Source organism: Oceanobacillus sp. B139/18 (assembly GCF_055524595.1).
The window spans coordinates 240,605-260,882 of record NZ_JBVFXI010000004.1 but is presented as its reverse complement, the minus strand read 5'-3'; the positions used below and the strand labels follow the sequence as shown (position 1 = coordinate 260,882).

The window sequence follows — 20,278 nt, the reverse complement described above, 5'->3', positions numbered from 1 at the left end:
AATAAAACGAACCTCCTTTGACGGAAGTTTCACTGAAAATAGTTCATGATAAAGTAAAGCTTATCCCAGCCTCTAAACCGCTAAATCCAGTAATATCCAAAACAAACCAAATTTCATAATGAACATCCAAAAAAAGCAAATAAAACCTACTTCAAGCGCAGGATAATAGTCTAATTCTTTATTTTTTATCCAATTTGCTTTGACTTTGACTGTTTAATTCGGTACGCTAATTTTACAAATAAATAGATTGGGGCAAATTTCATAATGAAAAAAAGAATTTTTAGAATTACCGGATTATTATTTTTATTTATTGCTATAGCTGGACTAATGGCTTGCGGGAAAGAAGAAACAGTAACACTTCAAGGGGAACAAATGGGAATGACCATGGAAGTAACCATGGATGCAAAAGATGATGAAATGACAAAACAAACGGTTAAAGCTAACATTCCTTATTCTATGGTAGGTGCCGCTTCACAGGAAGAAGCAGAATCGATGGATGAACTTTTCCGTTCAGAATTTGAACCATTTGAGGATATCGATGGCATCGAATTTGATTTGGATTATGGTGAAGAAGAATTAACTCAAACAATTTCTGTTGATTTAACTGTTGCCGATATTGAAGAAATCAACAGTATTCCTGGCGCTAGTTTCCCAGACACTGGAGACGATGAGTATATTAGTCTGGAAGAAACAGTGAGCGATTTTGAAGAGCAAGGATTTGAAGTAGTAGAAGAATAGTTTGAGAGTAAAACCGTACCCGGAGGTACGGTTTTCGTTTGACTTTAATCGTTTAATTCGGTACGATGGCAACTGTATTAAAAAATGGATAGGAGCAATGACACAGATGAAAAAGAAAAATTTCAGAATTACTGGACTATTAGTTTTATTGATTGCTATTTTTGGATTGGCAGCATGCGGATCTAACGAAACGGTAACGCTTCAAGGAGAAGAAATGGGGCAGCAGCAGAAAATTACATTAGAGGCAAAGGGCGATGAAGTTCAATCCATGGCAGCTGAAATGACCATACCATATGCCTTAATCGGAGTCGAGTCAAAGGAAGAAGCAGAGTCTATGGATGAGATGCTTCAATCCGAATTTGAGGATGCAAATGAAGCAGATGGTGTAGAGGTTGAACTTACTTATGAAGAAGAAGAAATTGTGGTAGCCATCAATATCGATCTGACAACAGCTGGCCCAGAAGAACTGAACACGCTAGGCTTCGGTATCGATGAAGATGCTTTTGATGAGGAAGATTTAAGCTTAGAAAAAATGGTCAGCGAATTGGAAGATAACGGTTTAGAAGTAGTAGAAGAAGAATAGGAAGAAAGTAAAGCCGTATCTGAGCGCAGATACGGCTTTATTTTTATCTTTCCACTATTTTTACTAGTCTATTATTCACGAATTTCGATTTTGACTTTCCTATTCTAATTCGATACGATTAGCTTAATTACTCAACTTTCGCACCTAAGAATAAGCAAATATATCTTATATTCCAAGATGAACATGTTCTTCATTACCATGCTTGCATTTTGGTGAGGTGTTTTCCATGTACAGAATATCCTACTAGCGGAGGAAAAACACAGAGACTCCTATGGGAAAGCGCAATGTTCTTCGGTGGGGCGAGTAATCGCAGTCCCAGTGGGAAGATCCCGCAGAAAAAAGCGAACTTCTTTTTTTGAGGAGGCTGAGCGCAAGCCCATGGAAAGCGTAGTGTTTTTCCGCAGCGGTGCTTTACACTTCACCTTCTGTTCTTTGTCAAGGGTGTTATCGAAGGAACGATTGACTCCTGTTTCTATAGAGATAAAGTTACTTTTAATGTGCGAAAGTTGAGTTAATTACATAAGAATAGGAGAAACAAAGATGATACAGAATAATAACTTTAAAATGACCGGTTTTTTCGTCTTGTTGATTTCCTTTCTCACCTTGGCTGCCTGCAGCTCCGAACAGGAAACCGTAACATATAAATTAGAGGAAGACAATAATTCGATCGAAACAACCTTTGTAGCTGATGATGGAGAAATCATTGAACAATCCAGTCAGAGCATCACCTCTTATGATAGTATCCGAGGCATTGAATCAAAAGAGGATGCAGAGGCGCTTCTTGTCCCTTCTGCTGAACCATTACAAGGGATTGAGGGGCTGGAATATAACCTCGCTTTTGAAGAAGATCATTTCACTGAAACAATTACCATTGATTTCGCCGTGGTAGATATTTCAGAGCTGCCGGGGCTTGATGAACTGCTAGAAAATGAAGAAGGGAATTTAAATTTGGATGATGCGGTAGAAACCTTGGAAGAACAAGGCTTTGAAAAGGTAGATTAATAACTTTAAAAGCAGGCTGTATCGAGACAGCCTGCTTTTATTAAATACACAACTATATTTTTCCTGTTACAAAGAAATCACTTTTTCCGTCTATCGTGACATCCTTCAAAATACCCTTTATCACTTCCTCGGTTAATGGTACTTTCCGCAAGAAATGAAGCTTATCAGCATGACAGGTCTTTTCTTCATCATGCGGATTAATCATATAAATGGTATATTCCTCATCTGTAAAACGAAGCATTCCTAACATATCATCGGTATGAAAAAGAACAAAATCACCGTATTTTAACGTACTGTTTTGTTTTCTTTCCGTAATCCACCTTTGACAATGCTTGAAAATATCCTGGTCGATATCCTCCCATGGGAAGAATTTACGGTTATCGGGGTCCTGTTCTCCTGTCACACCAGCTTCATCCCCATAATAAATACAAGGAATTCCCGGAGCAATCAATAAAAAGCTCAGCGCAAGCTTCAGCCTTGCCTTATCCTCTCCAAGAAATGTATAGATTCGTTTCGTATCATGTGTCCCGATATTATTTAAATTATTAAAAAGAATATCTTTGGGATAATTTTCGTGAAGCTGCGTTAATCGCTGACAGAGCTCTTTTGGCGTTTTTTCTAATTGCAGCAGATCTAAGACCGTGTTTCGGAACGGATAGTTCATTACACCATGCAAATGATTTCCCAGGATATATTGCCTGCGTTCGTCATAAGAAATCTTATTTGATGCGTCCTCCCAAACCTCGCCAATCAGCACTTTTTCTGGATATTGTTCCAGCTTATGACGGATGCCGGCAATAAATTCATCCGGGAGCTCATCAGCTACATCTAAACGCCATCCATCTACACCCAGTTTGCTCCATTTATCAATTACACTGCCGTCATCCTGATAAATATAATCTTGAAATTCTTTATTAAACTTATCCACTTCCGGCAGGTCATCAATCCCCCACCACGACGCATACTTATTCGGATAGTCAGTGAATGTAAACCAGGGATAATACGGACTCTCTTGATTTCGGCAGGCTCCCTCATCCTCTCCATACGTACCATCATAGTTGAAATAAATGCTATTTCTTCCTACATGGCTGAATACGCCGTCCAAAATGACATGAATGCCTTCCGCATGCAACTTTTCTATGATTTCTTTAAATAGCTTCTCATCACCGAGCATTGGATCGATTTTCATATAATCTGCCGTATCATAACGGTGATTACTTGCTGCTTGGAAAATGGGATTCAGATATATGGCATTGATTCCTAAATCCTTCAGGTAAGGTATCTTTTGCCGGATTCCTTCTAAATTCCCGCCGTAAAAATCCCAACGGAGAATCTCTCCTTTTTGACCGCGCACATACAGCGGTGTATCACGCGTATCCCCATATAGGAAACTATTCCGCTTTGGCGCATTTACTTGCCCGTCTGGATTGCCATTATAAAAGCGGTCAGGAAAAATCTGATAAAAAACAGCCTCCCGATACCAATCCGGTGTATTTTCTTTTTTTTCAAAGCAGGTCAGCTGGTAAGGAATCACCTCATGCAGATTATGATATAGTTTCCCTTCCCCTTTTACAGATGACGCACCCCAAAAAGCAGACATTTCCTCCCCTTTATCATCCTTCCACTTCACAGCAAAATAGTAAAAATAGAGACCCTTTCCTTCATGAGGCGCATAGCTATAAGAGAAACGATTATCGCCTATACCCTTCATTAAATAAGCTTTTTCATCATGCGCCCCATTTTCTTTTCGAACCATAAATTGTACTTCGCTTCTATGACTTTCATGGACATCCACTTGAAAGGTAATCTTTTCGTTCGGCTGTACCGCTCCAAATGGTTTTTTATAATCGCTTATCCATGAATTATAATAAACATGTGGCATAATACTATCCTTTCTCAGTAACAAATGAATCTTTTGACTCGATTTTCCAAATATCCTCTGCATAACGGCTGACTGTCTCATCAGAGGAGAATCTGCCGGCATTCGCAATATTGATGAGGCTCATTTTCTGCCAGAAGGTTTGATCTCCATAAGCTTTATCAATTTCTTCCTGCGCTTCTACATAAGAATCAAAGTCGCGCAGCAGGAAGTACTCATCATTATATTTTATGAGGGAATCAAAAATTTCACGTCCTTCATAAACAATGTTTGGAATCGTACCATCAATAAATGCATTTAATACACGGCGGATAACGGCATTTTCATCATATAGCCTTTGGGCGGAGTACTCCTGATTCTCATAATATTCATAAACCTCTTTCTCGGTGAGACCGAAGATATAAATATTATCATCGCCGACTGCATCTCTGATTTCAACATTAGCGCCATCCAGCGTCGCAAGTGTAATCGCACCATTCAGCATCAGCTTCATATTACTCGTACCCGAAGCTTCCTTTGATGCAAGGGAAATCTGCTCACTGACGTCTGCTGCGGGGATAATTTTCTCTGCTAGGCTGACATTGTAATTTGGCAGGAAAACAATTTTAATCCGGTCTTTGATATCCGGGTCATTATTAATTAGATTCGCTGTTTCATTAATACATTTAATAATTACTTTGGCATAATGATAGCTTGGCGCTGCCTTTGCCCCGAAAATAAACACACGCTTTTGCATTTCTAAGCTTGGATTTTCTTTTAAATCCTGATACAGCTTAATAATATGCAATAGATTTAACAGCTGACGTTTATAGGCATGCAGTCTTTTAATCTGCACATCAAAAATGGCATCTGCGGAAACCTCAATATCTGTTGTTTCCAAAATATAATCAGCTAATTTTTGTTTATTTATTTTCTTTGCTTCTGCCAGTTTCTCTAAAACGGCCTGATCCGATTGATAGTTCCTCAGTAATTTCAAATCGCCAGAATCCTGTCTCCATGTCTTTCCAATCGTTTCATCTAACACGTTTGACATCGGTTCATTCACAATTTGTGACCATCTGCGCTGTGCAATTCCATTCGTCTTATTATTAAACCGGTCGGGATAAATAATATAGAAATCATGCAGAACAACTGATTTGAGCAAATCAGAATGCAATTTGGCCACACCATTTGTACTATGGCTGCCAATAATAGATAAGTGCGCCATATGTACCTGCCCGTTACGGATAATCCGCGTACGTTCTACTAAATCATGCGGGTGCAGCTCCTGCATCGTCTGCACATAACGTGCATCGATTTCTTCCATAATTTGATACATCCGCGGCAATGTGCGCTGCATTAAATCAATGGACCATTTCTCTAATGCTTCCGCCATAATGGTATGGTTCGTATAACTCATTACTTTTACAGTAATATCCCAGGCCTGTTCCCAGGACAATTCTTCTTCATCAATCAAAATCCGCATCATCTCCGGCACGCATAAAGCAGGATGTGTATCATTGATATGGATAGAAACATATTCGCTGAGCTTGGAAATCGGTTTTTGAAACCACTTTTTATAATGACGGATAATACTTTGGATGCCTGCTGACACAAAGAAATATTCCTGTGTTAAACGGATTAAGCGTCCCTGCTCATTGGAATCATCCGGATAAAGAACAGCTGTTAAATCCTCCAATTCTCTGCGTCCCTGAATACTTTGGTATTTATCCTCTTCCGAATCAGGAATCTCTACTGCCCAGAGCCGTAGTGTGTTGACAACATTATTTTCATAGCCTACCATCCCGGTATCGTAAGGGACGGCCCGGAGAACTCTTTCATTCTCATACACCGGCTTTAATTTCCCATCGTTTGTCTCTGCTAAATAAACATGCCCGCCGACACGGACATCTACCGCTTTACTTTCTCTGCGAACTTCCCAGATATTCCCGCTCTGCAGCCACTCATCCGGAAGCTCTACCTGGTATCCATCTACGAAGCGTTGTTTAAAAAGCCCATAGTCATACCGGATGCCATTTCCGTTACCTGGAAATCCGCCAGATGCGATCGAATCCATAAAACAGGAAGCCAATCGTCCAAGGCCACCGTTTCCTAATGCCATATCCTTTTCCACTTCTGCCAGATCATCTAAATGAATACCAAGATCCGTTAAAGCCTCTCTTGCAGTGTCCAATATTCCCAGATTCAATAAATTACTTTTCAGCATTCTGCCAGGTAAAAATTCAATGGAAAAATAATAAACCTGTTTTTTATTTTTATCCACATAATACTTCCATGTATCTCTCCATGCATCCGAATAACGTGCTTTTACCAGCGCTCCTAATGTATAGAAAATCTCTTGCTCGCTTGCGTCCTCCAATTCCATTGCATAATTCTCTCTCAGTCTCTGTTTCAATTCTTCTTTGAAAATTTCCTTATCTAAAGCCATGTATTAAGCTCCTTCTCTGCATTATCTAAGTTTAGCTTAAAGTTCTTCTTCCCTGAAAATGTAATTACACACTACATTTTAGGGAAGAAGCTGCTCATCTCACTTAAACCGATGCGTTTATGTTTTGGGCCTATAAGAAGGTGTTCAAAAAACTCAATAACATGCATTATTTCTTGAGCTCTTTGAACACACACCGCTTCCTATAAAATTTCTTTATAAAGCAAATAGTACTGCTCACTGGACGTCTCCCAGCTGAAGTCCTGTACCATTGCAGACTGAATCAGGCTGTCCCATACATCCTTCTCTTCCTGATAGACATGGATTGCTTTTTTCAATGCTTCCATCATGTAGTATGGTGTAAATAAGGAGAAGCCAAACCCTGTCCCTGTTTTTTCAATCGGATTATATGGTTCTACCGTATCTTTCAATCCGCCTATTTCATGAACCACCGGCAACGTGCCATACCGCATGGAAATCAGCTGTGATAATCCACATGGCTCGAATTTTGAAGGCATCAGGAAGATATCCGCGCCGGCATAAATCTTTTGAGCCAGTGTTACATCGAATGTAATGTTCACTGCGCACTTATTTGGATACCATTCAGAAATCAGCTGGAATGGATGCTCTAAGGCTGGATCTCCGGTCCCTAACAGAACAAACTGGACATCATATTGTAATAGATTCTCCAGCTCTTCCAAAACAAGATGAAAACCCTTCTGATGTGTCAGACGGCTGACCACCGCAATGACCGGAACATCCTTCTTCACAGGAAGTCCCATTCGTTCCTGTAATTCTTGCTTACACTCTTTTTTGCCTGATAAGTCAGCGGAAGAATAGGTAGACTTGAGCGCCAGATCTGTTTCCGGATTATTTATCTCATAGTCTATCCCGTTCACAATACCTGACAGCTTTCCCTGCTCCTGTCTGAGAATGCCTTCTAAGCCATTGCCAAATTCAGCAGTCTGGATTTCTCTTGCATAAGAATGGCTGACCGTATTTACTCTGTCTGCATATACAATACCCGACTTCAGAAAATTAATGTCATCTTTGAAGCGAATGGTACCATCATGATATTTTCTGTCGCCGACTCCGAATAAATCAGACAGCACTTCCGGGTGATACCGACCTTGAAACTCAATATTATGAATGGTCAGCACGGTTCGAATGTTTTGATATGCTTCAATCCAATGATATTTTTCTTTTAAGAGAAATGGTACCATTGCTGTATGAAAATCATGTACATGAAGGATATCCGGAATATAATCAACTGCCTCCATCATTTCAATCAGAGCCATCTGAAAGAAAGCAAAGCGTTCCCCATCATCATAAAAACCATATAAATCATCGCGGTCAAAATAGTAGAGATTATCGATAAAATAATAGGTGACATGATCCATTTTTAAACGTTCGATTCCACAAAATTGACTTCTCCAGCCGACGTCTATCGAGAAGGACGTCACATGCTCTAAGTTCTCTCTATATGCAGCCGGCATTTTTTTGTGAAGCGGCAGTACAACTGCCACTTCCACATCTTTTTTTGCTAATTCTTTCGGGAGTGCACCAATAACGTCTCCGAGTCCGCCTGTTTTGAAAAACGGTGCACACTCTGCACTAGCAAATAATAATTTCATATTTTTCCTCCTATCTCTCTATATCGCCAACTGCTACCCCATTCGCAAGGATATCATTGGTTACGTGCTGATATTTTTCAATGACTACCGGATTTTCTCTTGTCCCTATTATTTGTACCCCTGGATCCACAACAACTTCCTTATCCAAGATAGCGTTTTGCACCCTGGCTCCGGCACATATTTTTGCACTTGGCATAATGATTGAATCGATGATTTCTGTCCCTTTATCTATCACTGTTCCACGAGAAATAGAGGATCCTTCTACTTTTCCTTCAATGATACATCCTGTTGCAAATTGGCTGTTATTCACCTCAGAAGACTCTGAGTAATAGGTTGGAACTTCATTTTTTAATTTTGTATATATTTTTTGATTAGAATAGAGAAGCGAACTGAATTTTTGCTGGTTCAGCATATCAAGTGATGCATTATAGTATGAATTGATATCAAAAATATTACTTAAATAACCCGTATGCTCGTAGGTAGAGCTTTTTACGGTATGGATTTTTTTACGCAGAAAATCTTGGATATCCGCGGGAGTTCCTTCCTGCTGTCCTTCTTTTAATTCCCGAATCAGCCAATCTGTCTGGACGATATAAATATCCATGCAGAGATTCTCCTGCTCGGATGTCTGCAAATGCTCCATATATGGGCGCACTTCGGTAATTTGGCCATTATCTGTCAGAGATAATACAGCATCTGTCTGGCATATTTTTTCAGATTCTACCTTTTTATAAACTACCGTCATTTCATTGTTTTGCTGCTGGTGAATTTTTAAAACAGCTCGCAAGTCGATATTACAAATCATTTTACTGCTCATATAAACCGTATACTCTGATTTTGATTTTTCAAGATAGTCGATCAGCGGACGATAATAGCTTTGGTTATGTGCTTTTAATTTCAAAAAGTCTTGATAGAGGTGGATAAAGAAACGATTATGCACGCCGTCTAAATTCCATTCTTTCCCTCCGCCGATATGATCAAATACAGATTGTGTTTCTCCTTCATTAAAAATCATATAAACCGTATTTATATTCGCATTGACAATGCTGGAAAGCGGAAAATCAATCAGTCTGTATTTACAAGCAAACGGCAAGGTTGCCAGTGGTCTCTCATTTGTTAATGGAAGTAAAGCATTATAGCGTTGAATATTCCCTAAAACCGCACAAATTTTATTAGCCCTCATCCATCGTCACTCCAATCACTTCAGAATAGCCTACTACGCCGACCTCTTCCGTTCCGTCAATTACTGTATTGTCACCCACGACCGCGCCTTCTCCAATAATTGCCCGATGGATGGTTACGTCCCTGCCGATACTTGCTCCCGGCATAATAAAACTATCCGTTATTTTCGAGCCTTCTTTTACCTGCACATCATTCGATAGAATACTATTTTCAATCTGCCCAGCTACATAGCATCCATCAACGATTAGAGAGTCTGTCACCGAAGCGGTATCTGTTAAAAAGTTTGGCGGTGAAATTGTATTTCTGGAATAGACACGCCATGATTTATCCCGGATATCCAGATTCATTTCAGGATTAATAAATTCCATGTTTGCTTCCCAGAGCGAATCAATGGTTCCAACATCCTTCCAATATCCAGCAAATCGGTAGACAAATACATTCTCCCCGCCTTCTAAATAAGAGGGTATAACGTGCTTGCCAAAATCCAGCATATGGTCATCTTTGGAATAGCTGCTTAACAGCACCTCCCGTAACCGGCTCCAGTCAAAAATGTAAATTCCCATCGAGGCCAGGTTACTTTTAGGATTTTCCGGTTTTTCTTCAAATTCTATAATCCGGTCATTTTCGTCTGTATTCATAATTCCGAAACGAGATGCTTCTTTTTCAGGGACTTCCAGCACGGCAACTGTTAAAGAAGCTTCATTTGCTTTGTGTGTCTCAAGCATCTCTTCATAATCCATCTTATAAATATGGTCTCCTGATAATACAAGTAAATATTCGGGGTTCATCTCATCGATATAAGCAATATTCTGGTAAATCGCATGTGCAGTTCCTTCAAACCATTTACCGCCTTCTGAACCAGCATAAGGCTGAAGAATCGTGACGCCGGAATTAATTCCATCCAGCCCCCAGCTTGTCCCATTGTCTACGTGGTTATTTAAAGCGAGTGGCTGATATTGGGTGACTACACCCACATTTTTAATCCCAGAGTTGGCACAATTACTTAATGTGAAATCAATAATACGATATCTTCCTCCAAAAGGAACAGCTGGTTTAGCGATATTTTTTGTCAGTTTTCCTAATCGCGATCCCTTACCTCCTGCAAGAATCATTGCTAGCATCTCATTTTTCATATATTCGGTGAAAGCAGCCTTTCACCTGTCCCCCTTTCGATTACTTCTTCAAAAATTTACGTTAAAAAGTAAAACCTGGTGTGTTTCTATAATATATTTTTAGAGGATACAAAAAATTCCAATAAAAATGATATTTCCCATGATGAAAAATTACTTAGCAGATGGACGTTTTCTTGGTATTTTTATTTTATCAGGCTGTAAGATCAACGCTCCCAATGCCGGTACAACCGTTTTAATACGATAAGGATATTCCTTAAAAGGAACTTCCTCCGTTAATTGGTCAGGATTATGCTCTTTCCACGTCCCGCCGAATTCTTGCATTTCTGTATTCCAAATTTCCTTGTAGCTCCCTTGGTATGGAACACCAATCGGAAAATCCTGACGCTCTACAGGGGTCATATTTAAAATAATAATCAGAAAATCCTTTTTCTTCTTACTTTTCCGGATAAAACTAAGAACCGAATCATTTCGATTGTCGGCATCGATAATTGAAATCGTGTCATAGCTTTCCTCCAGTTCCCATAATGCCGGCTGTTCTTTATACAAAGCATTTAAACTAGTAGTAAAATGCTGCATGCTGTTGTTCATTGGATCATCTAAATCACGCCATTCCAATCCTTCATCGTACTTCCACTCTAAGAATTGTCCCCATTCACTTCCCATGAATAAAAGCTTTTTTCCAGGATGAGCAATCATATACGTATATAAATTACGCAATTGCGAAAATTGTTTATACCTGTCTCCCCACATCTTATGCATTAAACTCCTTTTTCCATGTACAACTTCATCATGAGAAAGCGGAAGGATATAGTTTTCCTGCATCATATACATAAAGGAGAAGGTGATTAAGTTAAAATGGTCCTTCCGAAAAGCTGGATCCATTTTATAAAAGTCCAGCACATCATTCATCCAGCCCATGTTCCATTTATAATCAAAGCCCAATGCGCCTGATTCAATTAATCCAGTAATCTGTGTGTCAGATGAACTCTCCTCCGCAATCATAATCACTTCCGGATGAGCCAGCTTGACAACTGCATTCAGCTTTTGCAGGAAGTAGTATCCTTCATAGTTACGATTCCCGCCTTCATGGTTCGGTTCCCAAGGCCCATCGTCATAATCTAAATAAAGCATACTGGAAACCGCATCGACACGTATTCCATCAATATGGTACATTTCTAACCAGAATAGAGCACTGGAGATTAGAAATGATTGTACCTCTGGTTTACCTAAATCGAAATTAACAGAGCCCCAGCGAATATTTGCTGCCCGGTCCGGATTCTCATATTCAAATTGAGGTGTGCCGTCATATTTCGGAAGAGCATCATCATTAATACAGCAGTGACCGGGGACCCAGTCCACAAATACTCCTATATTTTCCTTATGACATGCTTCCACAAAATCTTGAAATTCTTCCGGCTTGCCGTAATAAGAGCTTAAAGCAAAATAACCTATCAATTGATATCCCCAAGACGCCCCGAGAGGATGCTCCATTAACGGCATAAATTCAATATGGGTATATCCCATTTTCTTGACATATGGAATTAATTCTTCCTTTAAATCCGCAAAGGAGTAAGGCGTCCCGTCCTCATGATGCTTCCAGGAACTGGCATGTACCTCATAGATATTTATGGGACGCTGAAAGAAATTAGAACGCTTCTTTCTCCCGTACCATAAACCATCCTTCCATTTTTTCTCCGGAACATGATGAATCAAAGCTGCATTATCCGGACGCTTCTCAAATGCAATGGCAAATGGATCAATTTTATAAACTACTCTGCCGTCTGCCTGACGCACCTTGTATTTATACAAATCATTCTCGGAAGGCTTGCCGGTGAACACTTCCCAATAGCCATATGCTTCATTTTTTTCCATTGGCAAGGATTCGTCCCAGTCATTAAACGTTCCTACCAACCATATCTGCTGTGCATTCGGAGCCCAGACACGGAAGACAAATCCTGTCTCCCCGTCCTGCTCTTCCTGGTGATATCCGAAAACATGCTGACTATAAAAGTTCTCACCCGAGTGAAATCTTTTTATTGCATCTTCTGTTTCCAATTCCAAATACTCATTCGTTTGCATTTCTTCATTCACCACCTATTGAAGTGCGTGTTCAAAAAGCTGCCGATGCTTTCGATTACTCCCCTCATCGAAAGGAGCTGATGATTTTTGAACATCTCTTGAAGCTTGTCCCTGAAGTGATTTTCAGCTGGTTACATTGGTTATTTCCCAAATAGCTGCTGAAAAGGCTTTGATTTTTTCTTCAGCCGCTTCTTCACTCCCAGCTTTAACACCGATATAAAACTTGATTTTAGGCTCTGTTCCGGAAGGGCGTGCAGCTATCCAGCTTTCGTCTTCCAAGAAATATTTCAATACGTCTGAGGGCGGCGTGTTCAACGCAGTTACGGAACCATCTGCATGTACTTTTTCCTGTAATTTATAATCCTCTGTGCTGACAACCTTTATTCCTCCAAAAGTTATCGGAGATTCTTCACGAAGCTGTCTCATTAAGGAAGCTATTTTCGCCGAACCTTCTAAACCGCTCATGGTAATAGAAATTGTTTTTTCCTGATAATAGCCATATTCCTCAAAAATCGTTTGTAATGCGTCGTAAAGGTTTTCGCCCTTTTGCTTGTAGAAAGCAGCTACTTCGGCAATCAACACCAGCGCCTGAATGGCATCTTTATCTCTGACAAAGGGTTTTACCAGATAACCATAGCTTTCTTCAAAACCAAACAGAAATGTCTGCGAGCCGTCCTCTTGATATGCCTGAATTTTTTCAGCGATAAATTTAAAGCCTGTCAGTACATTAACCATTTTAGTTTGATAATTTTCAGCAATAGCAGTGGAAAGCTCGCTGGAAACAATTGATTTCAATGCCACTGCATTGTCTGGCAGTGTACCATCATCTTTTCGCGCTTTTAAAATATAATCCAGCATCAAGGCTCCAATTTGATTACCGCTGAGAACTCTATAGGTTTCGTCCGGCAGCTTCACAGCAACACCTAAGCGGTCCGCATCCGGGTCTGTTGCCACCAGCAAATCAGCACCGTCTTTTTCCCCCAGGGAAATCGCATATTCAAATGCAGAGTGTTCCTCCGGGTTAGGAGATTTGACAGTCGTAAAATCCGGATCAGCAATACTTTGCTCAGGGACGAAAGAAAATCCTGTAAATCCTGCTTGCTCCAACGCTTTTTCACCAAGCATTTTTCCGGCGCCATGCAGCGGTGTAAAAACAAGCTTTAAATCTTTTCCTTCTTTCGCTACCAGCTCTCTATTAATCGTTACTGTATCTACTTCCTGTAAATAGGCATCATCCACTTCTTTTCCGATAATTGTCAGAAGCCCTTTTTCTTTCGCTTCTTCTTCGGATAATACATCTATTTGCAGCGGATTTTCTACAGAACGGACATATGATGTTAAAGCATCCGCATCTTTCGGCGGCATTTGTCCACCGCTCTCTCCATAAATTTTGTAGCCATTATAATTTGCAGGATTATGGGATGCCGTGATCATAATGCCGGTAAATGTATTTAAATGTCTCACCGCAAAGGAGAGCTCCGGTGTCGGACGCAATGATTCGAATACATAGGACGGAATCCCGTGGTTTGCGAGTGTTCTTGCTGCTTCTAACGCAAACTCAGGAGACTTATGTCTGGAATCATAGGCAATCGCCACTCCCCTTTTTTTATCCTCTTCTGACTGACTTTCCATAAATCGGGCCAGACCTTCTGTAGCTTGTCTCACCGTATAAATGTTCATCCGATTGATGCCCGGGCCCAATATTCCGCGCATACCCGCAGTTCCAAATTCTAAAGGGTGTGAGAAAGCATCTTCCAATTCTGTTTCATTGTTTAAAAGACCCTCTAATTCTGTTTTTAGTTCTCTATCCAGAGTCTCTTCATTCTTCCATTGTTCATAGGTATCTTGATATGACATAAACATGCCCCCTTCTACATTAAAATCTATGCACAATCTTACTGCCAAGTAACAGTAACTCTATATTCCTGCGCAGACAAATAAAATTGATATAAAAAAACATCGCTGTAACCCATCATTATATATTGCATATATATGGAATGGTTCTATGTTATAAATTGATAACACATGACTGCGATGTTTTTATTTACGTTTATATAATAAATGTCTCTTAAAATATAGTCTATTCTATTGTCTGCTGCTGTTACTTTCACTTTTATTTACGTTCTAGATGAAATAACTAAATTTTCTAAAATCTGATTTTAAAAACCAACTTATCATATAACTAGAATCTATTCATTTTTATATAGCAGTAAGAAGGTTACTTGAGTTCATTATACTATAGATCCTTACATAATTATACATTGAATTTAAGAAAAAGGAGTAAAGTTCATATTTTTATCATAATCCATTGGAATCAATTTACTTTTATTATCTTACATAACAGCAACCGACTTTTATCGTATATTTTCTACAAATTTTCACAGTACACTTAAAACATTTTTCGCCAAAATCTATCGTTGACAAATTCGATGTCATTATGGTTTTTAGCAGCCGTCTCAAAAATACTAGATATTAACTCAACTTTCGCACCTAAGAATAAGCATATATATCTTGCTATTCCAGGGTGAACATGTTCTCCATTACCGTGCTTGCATTTTGGTGAACTATCCGGCCATTTTAAAATTGGTGATGGTGCATAGCTTCGCTCCGGACAACCACTCCGCTTTCCGCCGCAGCGGCGCTTTACACTTCGCCTTCTATATCTTTGTCAAGGGTGTTATCAAAGGAATGATCAACTCCTGTTTCTATGGAAATGAAGTTACTTTTTAATGTGTGAAAGTTGAGATATTAATGTAAAAAACCTTCATTCCAAAAAGAGTCTCTTTTTGGAATGAAGGTTTTTTTATTTATATGCTAATGCTTGCTTTTGAGCAGAAGCGGCTTTTTTGCCATGTAAAATGGTATACAGCCCTGCTGTTACAAGTACAACCAGGCCTAACACGATATAAAGCGTGCTAAACCCAATGGCTGGCGCAATAAATCCGAGGATATATGGTCCAAAGCCTAATCCTCCATCTAAAAAGATGAAGAAAGTGGATGTTGCCAGCCCCATCCGATGCGGGGGCGTCAGTTTGACTGCAATCGCCTGTGTACAGGATTGCATATTACCAAAACCAAGACCAATCAATACACCCGCTAATAATAGTGTAAAGCTGCTATGTGCAAACCCTAAAACAATCATACCAATCGTAAACAGGACAAATGCAGGATACATTACAATATTTGACCCTTTTAAATCAATTAAACGGCCAGTAAAAGGACGGGAAAGTAATACAGCAATGGAATAAACAAGGAAGAATACACTTGCTGCGCTTACCAAATCCAGTTCTATCGCATAGGAATTAAGGAAAGACAGCACACTGGAGTAGCAAAGAGCTAAAATCAATGTGATAATTGCAATCGGCACAGCTCTAGGCTCTACAAACTGAGCAATAAAATGCTTTTCTTCCTCTTTTTCTATCTCTTTTTCCGCTTTTGTTTCCTCAATAACCGGGATTTTCACAAAAAAGACTGTAAAGAAACTGATAACACCAATTGCTAAACAGAGCCCAAAAATTCCTTGCATGCTGGTATGCTGACTCATATACAGACCGACAAACGGTCCTAATGCAGTAGATAAGGTCGCACTCATACTATAATAGCCGATTCCCTCTCCCTTGCGTGCTGCCGGAATGATCTGCGCTACAATCGTACCCGTTGCCGTACTTCCAAAACCAAGTCCAATCCCATGAATAAATCGATTAAAGAGTAAAAAGCCGATACCAAAATTAAAGAAATATAAAGATGTAGCTACAATAAATATAATAACCCCGATAAACAGTGTTTTTTTCTGACCAAATTTTTCAATATAACGACCAATAAACAGGCGTCCAATCAGTGCACCGACAATAAAAATCCCGACTACTAGTCCGGATTGACTTGCAGTTGCATTAAATTCTTCTGCTGCGTATACTCCCATCACAACGACAAGCAGATAAAAAACAAGTGTTAATAAAAAATTAACTGCGGACACAATAATAAAATCTTTTGTCCATAACTTCGATTCACTACTCACTACGAAACCCTTCTTTACTTAAAATATTATCTTGGATTTTCATTAAAAATTGAAAAGCAATTTGCTTCTCTTCTTCTGTCAACCCTTCGGAAATGCTATGCTCTAATGCCGTAATCTCTTCTCTGCATACTTGATAGACACGCTTTCCTTCCGAGGTCAGCTCAATAATTTTTTCTCTGCGGTTGGTACTTGGTACTTCCTTAATCAGGCCAGATTCCTGCAGGCGATGAACCCGCCTGGTAATACCCGGTTTTTCTACTTGATAATAATTGGAAATATCAACGAGCGTTGAAGTACCGCTATCCTTTAAATAAACAATAACCTGCCACAGGGAATAAGAAAGCTGATATTTTTCTAAAAGGTCATTCAAATGTTTCATTAACAACCGGTGTGTACGTATATAATGCCGAAATAATCCTTCCATTTGCTAACCTCCACACATAATTAACAAGAGTAACTATTAACCTAGGTAACTATACATTTTATTACTGAAATTGTCAAGGGGGGATTAGATAAAAAATAATGACTCTCCTTGTTTGGAAAGCCATTATTTTTGTCCGTTGCTTTTATGATGAAAAGAAGTCTGATCTCTACTGATTTCCCCTCAATATCTTATGGATACCTCTAATATCCTCTGGTCCTGTCCGGCAGCAGCCGCCGATAATTTTCGCTCCTTTTTTAGCCCAATCAGCAGCCGCGGCATCCATATGTACATCGTTATCTCCATTCCATGTTTTCGTTTCCGGATTATAATGTTCGCCAGAATTCGGATAGATGATAATAGGTTTTTGTGTACTGGCATGCAATGCTTGAACGGCATCACTGACAAATTCCGTTGTCACACAGTTTACCCCTACAGCTGCAATCTGGCTGCATGCGTTTAAAACTTCTGCACATTCTTTCAGAGACGTTCCTTCACTTATATGAACCGCATCTCTCAACGAAAACGTCATCCATGCAGAAATATCAGGAAATTCTTTCAGTACATCACAGATAACTCGAGCTTCCTGAAGTGATGGGATGGTTTCCACCGCTAATAAATCCGCTCCCGCTTCCACCAAAGCTTCTATACGCGGCTTGTGAAACTCATATAAAAACGAATCACTTACGCCGTAGTTCCCGATGTACTCTGACCCATCTGCAAGATAAGCACCGTATGGCCCGACAGAACCGGCTATCAATGGGTAGGGACGGAATGCTTCTTTTTTTTTCATCCAGTAATCTTCCCGCGCCTGTTGTGCTAATTCTACTGTTTTTTTCATAAGTGCTCTCGCATCCGCTTCACTTATTCCGCGCTTTTTAAAACCATCTATACTTGCCTGATAGCTTGCTGTGATTGCAATATCTGCCCCCGCCTCAAAATAAGCATAATGAACCTTTCTGATTTTTTCAGGCTCGTCCAGCAAAACACGAGCTGACCACAAGGGATCCTCTAAATCACAATCCAGTTTTTCTAACTCTGTTGCCAATGCACCGTCTAAAATTAATGTATCAAATTGATCCAGCAGCTGTTCAATTGGATTAACTTTTACCATTACCTGCAACCTCCATCTCTCTTTTATTTACTAGCTTATCGTATTCTCTCCTTTCTGCAAATTTTCCCTGTTTTTTTCAGAAATTTTTTAGAAGTTATTCCTTCGCATAATGTGTAAATCCTTCCAAACAGTGGTATGTTATATGTAAAAGGATAGTGAGGGATTATATATGAAGCTTGTACTGATCAGACATGGACAAAGTGAATGGAATTTGGCCAATCTTTTCACTGGATGGACAGATGTGGATTTAACAGATCATGGAGCTGCAGATGCGAAGCATGCAGGTCAAGCATTGAAGCAGCATGGATTCCACTTTGATGTGGCCTATACATCCTATTTAAAAAGAGCCATTAAAACACTGAATTATGTTTTAGAGGAAACAGACAGCCTGTGGGTCCCCGTCCATAAATCCTGGAAGCTGAACGAAAGGCATTACGGCGCTTTACAAGGATTAAACAAGCAGGAAGTGGCAGAGAAATACGGAGCCGAGCAGGTGCATATCTGGCGCCGCAGCTTTGATACAGCTCCTCCGCTTTTAGAAAAAGAAGATGAACGTTATCCTGGACATGAGCAAAAATATAAAGAAATACCCGAAGATGAAATCCCTCTCGGTGAAAGTCTGGAAACTACCATCAAACGCGTTATCCCTTACTGGGAGGAAGTAATAAAACCATCTGTAAGAGCAGGGAAAAGTGTTATTATCGCTGCACACGGGAACAGTTTAAGAGGTTTAATGAAATACCTTGAAGATATCAGCGATGAGGATATTGTAAATGTTTCCATCCCTACCGGAGTTCCACTTGTTTATGAATTAGATGACAATTTAGAACCTGTTTCAAAATACTTTATAGATCAGGAAGAATAAAACTTCATTCAGCAGAGAATCAACGTCTCTGCTGAATGAAGTTTTATTTTATAATCTGCGTGCGCTCGTATCTGGTCCAATATAAATATTACGTCTTCCCCGGCCTGTTTGAATCGTCACGACATTTGGATACGGCTCTGCTAAAATCGTATAAGTCAAGCCTCCAAAAGCTGACGGTGTAAGGCTCCAATCACTGTTTTTCTTTACAGGAGTAACATTTAACGGATACGTTCGCCAGGTGGATGCAGATGCTGGCAAATGAACACGTTTGGCTGAGGAACCGGTAGAAGTATTACCAGAATTCCCTCCAGATCGGATGGCATTTAATAGCCGTGTATTCTGTGCAGCTGTTCCCGTATAATTTTGAATACCATAAGAGCCAGCCAGCCTGGCACGATTGGCAAAGCTGGAATCTGCTCCAATGGATTTCAAGTAATCTACAATGGAATTTGTTTTGCCTGCACCTGATGAAGCGCCTCCCTGGTTATTACTGGAGCCGCCGGAATTACCGGAAGACCCTGAGCTGCTTTTAGAGGATAATTGAAATAACCTCGCGATTCCTCTTGCATGTCCTAAAGCAATTTGCTCCAAAAATGCATCCGATTTCAATTTTGCTGCATCTGCCGCATGATCGATGAATCCATTTTCTGTTAAAACAGCTGACATTGCCGACTCGCGCAGTACATGAAAATTCGCTTGTTTTCTCCCTCGATTTTGAAAGTTCACCTGCTTCATGACTTCTTCATGCATGATTTGCCGATATCTTCCGGTTACTCCTTGATTAGAAAGACTGGAGTGAATAAAGTCTTCGTACCCAGAACCTCCCCCGGCATTGATATGAATGGAAACAAAATAATCTGCGCCCCACTGGTTCGCATCATTGGTCCGTGCAGTCAATGAAACGGTTCGATCCGACGTACGGCTCATCCGAATTTGATGCCCCTGATAACGATTGTTCAAGATATTTCGTATTTTCAAAGCAATCGCCAGCGTGACATTTTTTTCTTGGAGTCCTTGCCCTACAGCTCCTGTATCACTTCCTCCATGTCCAGGATCCAAGTAAATCTTCGCCATATAGAATTCCTCCCTCCATTTAAGATATAGAAAAAAGAGCTTGCCCGTATGGACGTGCTCCTTACGTGATTTGCTGATTTTTATTACATGGCGATAAATAGAGGCATCTTCCTTCTGTAATTTTCCAAAAATTC

14 protein-coding genes and 1 pseudogene are annotated in these 20,278 nt (G+C 39.9%); 4 read left to right on the top strand and 11 right to left on the bottom strand.

What is annotated here, in order from left to right; translation table 11 throughout:
• Nucleotides 1–264: 264 nt before the first annotated feature.
• From ACZSMY_RS13925 to ACZSMY_RS13915, 3 genes are all read left to right on the top strand, one after another.
• Nucleotides 265–738 carry a DUF1307 domain-containing protein gene (locus ACZSMY_RS13925; protein WP_212929435.1) on the top strand — a complete coding sequence of 158 codons (474 nt, stop codon included), beginning with the start codon at nucleotides 265–267 and terminating at the stop codon, nucleotides 736–738.
• A gap of 106 nt (nucleotides 739–844) precedes the next feature.
• Nucleotides 845–1,321: a DUF1307 domain-containing protein gene (locus ACZSMY_RS13920; RefSeq protein ID WP_212929547.1), complete on the top strand. Its 477-nt coding sequence runs from the start codon at nucleotides 845–847 to the stop codon at nucleotides 1,319–1,321.
• 540 nt (nucleotides 1,322–1,861) lie between these two features.
• On the top strand, nucleotides 1,862–2,323 hold the full coding sequence (locus ACZSMY_RS13915; RefSeq protein ID WP_465147903.1) for a DUF1307 domain-containing protein: 462 nt from the start codon (nucleotides 1,862–1,864) through the stop codon (nucleotides 2,321–2,323).
• A gap of 52 nt (nucleotides 2,324–2,375) precedes the next feature.
• On the opposite strand, the gene ACZSMY_RS13910 is transcribed toward ACZSMY_RS13915, so the two are convergent.
• The 10 genes from ACZSMY_RS13910 to mmuM all read right to left on the bottom strand — a co-directional run bounded on the left by ACZSMY_RS13910 (nucleotide 2,376) and on the right by mmuM (nucleotide 18,205).
• On the bottom strand, nucleotides 2,376–4,205 hold the full coding sequence (locus tag ACZSMY_RS13910) for a glycoside hydrolase family 13 protein (protein WP_465147902.1): 1,830 nt from the start codon (nucleotides 4,203–4,205) through the stop codon (nucleotides 2,376–2,378).
• A gap of 4 nt (nucleotides 4,206–4,209) precedes the next feature.
• Nucleotides 4,210–6,630 (bottom strand): glycogen/starch/alpha-glucan phosphorylase, encoded by a 2,421-nt coding sequence (locus ACZSMY_RS13905; protein ID WP_368901163.1) that lies wholly within the window; start codon nucleotides 6,628–6,630, stop codon nucleotides 4,210–4,212.
• A gap of 200 nt (nucleotides 6,631–6,830) precedes the next feature.
• Nucleotides 6,831–8,261: a glycogen synthase GlgA gene (gene glgA / locus ACZSMY_RS13900; RefSeq protein ID WP_193062782.1), complete on the bottom strand. Its 1,431-nt coding sequence runs from the start codon at nucleotides 8,259–8,261 to the stop codon at nucleotides 6,831–6,833.
• Nucleotides 8,262–8,271: 10 nt separating this feature from the next.
• A complete protein-coding gene (glgD, locus tag ACZSMY_RS13895) occupies nucleotides 8,272–9,444 on the bottom strand; it encodes a glucose-1-phosphate adenylyltransferase subunit GlgD (protein ID WP_042531586.1) in 1,173 nt (390 codons plus the stop codon).
• The gene (locus ACZSMY_RS13890; RefSeq protein ID WP_042531584.1) at nucleotides 9,434–10,576 is read right to left on the bottom strand and encodes a glucose-1-phosphate adenylyltransferase; all 1,143 of its coding nucleotides are present in this window, start codon (nucleotides 10,574–10,576) and stop codon (nucleotides 9,434–9,436) included. Before ACZSMY_RS13890 ends, glgD begins: the two co-directional genes overlap by 11 nt.
• A 150-nt stretch (nucleotides 10,577–10,726) precedes the next feature.
• Entirely contained in the window at nucleotides 10,727–12,655 is a 1,929-nt protein-coding gene (glgB, locus tag ACZSMY_RS13885) for a 1,4-alpha-glucan branching protein GlgB (protein WP_465147901.1), read from the bottom strand.
• 123 nt (nucleotides 12,656–12,778) lie between these two features.
• Nucleotides 12,779–14,512 carry a phospho-sugar mutase gene (locus ACZSMY_RS13880; protein ID WP_465147900.1) on the bottom strand — a complete coding sequence of 578 codons (1,734 nt, stop codon included), beginning with the start codon at nucleotides 14,510–14,512 and terminating at the stop codon, nucleotides 12,779–12,781.
• Nucleotides 14,513–15,458: 946 nt separating this feature from the next.
• A complete protein-coding gene (locus ACZSMY_RS13875; RefSeq protein ID WP_042531578.1) occupies nucleotides 15,459–16,670 on the bottom strand; it encodes an MFS transporter in 1,212 nt (403 codons plus the stop codon).
• On the bottom strand, nucleotides 16,663–17,094 hold the full coding sequence (locus ACZSMY_RS13870; RefSeq protein ID WP_193062778.1) for a MarR family winged helix-turn-helix transcriptional regulator: 432 nt from the start codon (nucleotides 17,092–17,094) through the stop codon (nucleotides 16,663–16,665). The genes ACZSMY_RS13875 and ACZSMY_RS13870 overlap by 8 nt, the downstream gene beginning before the upstream one ends.
• Before the next feature lie 166 nt (nucleotides 17,095–17,260).
• Entirely contained in the window at nucleotides 17,261–18,205 is a 945-nt protein-coding gene (mmuM, locus tag ACZSMY_RS13865; RefSeq protein ID WP_193062776.1) for a homocysteine S-methyltransferase, read from the bottom strand.
• Between the two features lie 169 nt (nucleotides 18,206–18,374).
• On the opposite strand from mmuM, the gene gpmA reads away from it, so the two are divergent.
• Entirely contained in the window at nucleotides 18,375–19,070 is a 696-nt protein-coding gene (gpmA, locus tag ACZSMY_RS13860; RefSeq protein ID WP_042531572.1) for a 2,3-diphosphoglycerate-dependent phosphoglycerate mutase, read from the top strand.
• A gap of 519 nt (nucleotides 19,071–19,589) precedes the next feature.
• On the opposite strand, the pseudogene ACZSMY_RS13855 reads toward gpmA, so the two are convergent.
• Nucleotides 19,590–20,144 (bottom strand): annotated as a pseudogene (locus ACZSMY_RS13855) (N-acetylmuramoyl-L-alanine amidase family protein); the annotation flags it as partial.
• Nucleotides 20,145–20,278 lie beyond the last annotated feature (134 nt).

Bases quoted from the DNA above. Each gene is read 5' to 3' on its own strand.
- ACZSMY_RS13925 (WP_212929435.1), top strand. From the start codon at position 265: ATGAAAAAAAGAATTTTTAGAATTACCGGATTATTATTTTTATTTATT.
- ACZSMY_RS13920 (WP_212929547.1), top strand. From the start codon at position 845: ATGAAAAAGAAAAATTTCAGAATTACTGGACTATTAGTTTTATTGATT.
- ACZSMY_RS13915 (WP_465147903.1), top strand. From the start codon at position 1,862: ATGATACAGAATAATAACTTTAAAATGACCGGTTTTTTCGTCTTGTTG.
- ACZSMY_RS13910 (WP_465147902.1), bottom strand. From the start codon at position 4,205: ATGCCACATGTTTATTATAATTCATGGATAAGCGATTATAAAAAACCA.
- ACZSMY_RS13905 (WP_368901163.1), bottom strand. From the start codon at position 6,630: ATGGCTTTAGATAAGGAAATTTTCAAAGAAGAATTGAAACAGAGACTG.
- glgA (WP_193062782.1), bottom strand. From the start codon at position 8,261: ATGAAATTATTATTTGCTAGTGCAGAGTGTGCACCGTTTTTCAAAACA.
- glgD (WP_042531586.1), bottom strand. From the start codon at position 9,444: ATGAGGGCTAATAAAATTTGTGCGGTTTTAGGGAATATTCAACGCTAT.
- ACZSMY_RS13890 (WP_042531584.1), bottom strand. From the start codon at position 10,576: ATGAAAAATGAGATGCTAGCAATGATTCTTGCAGGAGGTAAGGGATCG.
- glgB (WP_465147901.1), bottom strand. From the start codon at position 12,655: ATGCAAACGAATGAGTATTTGGAATTGGAAACAGAAGATGCAATAAAA.
- ACZSMY_RS13880 (WP_465147900.1), bottom strand. From the start codon at position 14,512: ATGTCATATCAAGATACCTATGAACAATGGAAGAATGAAGAGACTCTG.
- ACZSMY_RS13870 (WP_193062778.1), bottom strand. From the start codon at position 17,094: ATGGAAGGATTATTTCGGCATTATATACGTACACACCGGTTGTTAATG.
- mmuM (WP_193062776.1), bottom strand. From the start codon at position 18,205: ATGGTAAAAGTTAATCCAATTGAACAGCTGCTGGATCAATTTGATACA.
- gpmA (WP_042531572.1), top strand. From the start codon at position 18,375: ATGAAGCTTGTACTGATCAGACATGGACAAAGTGAATGGAATTTGGCC.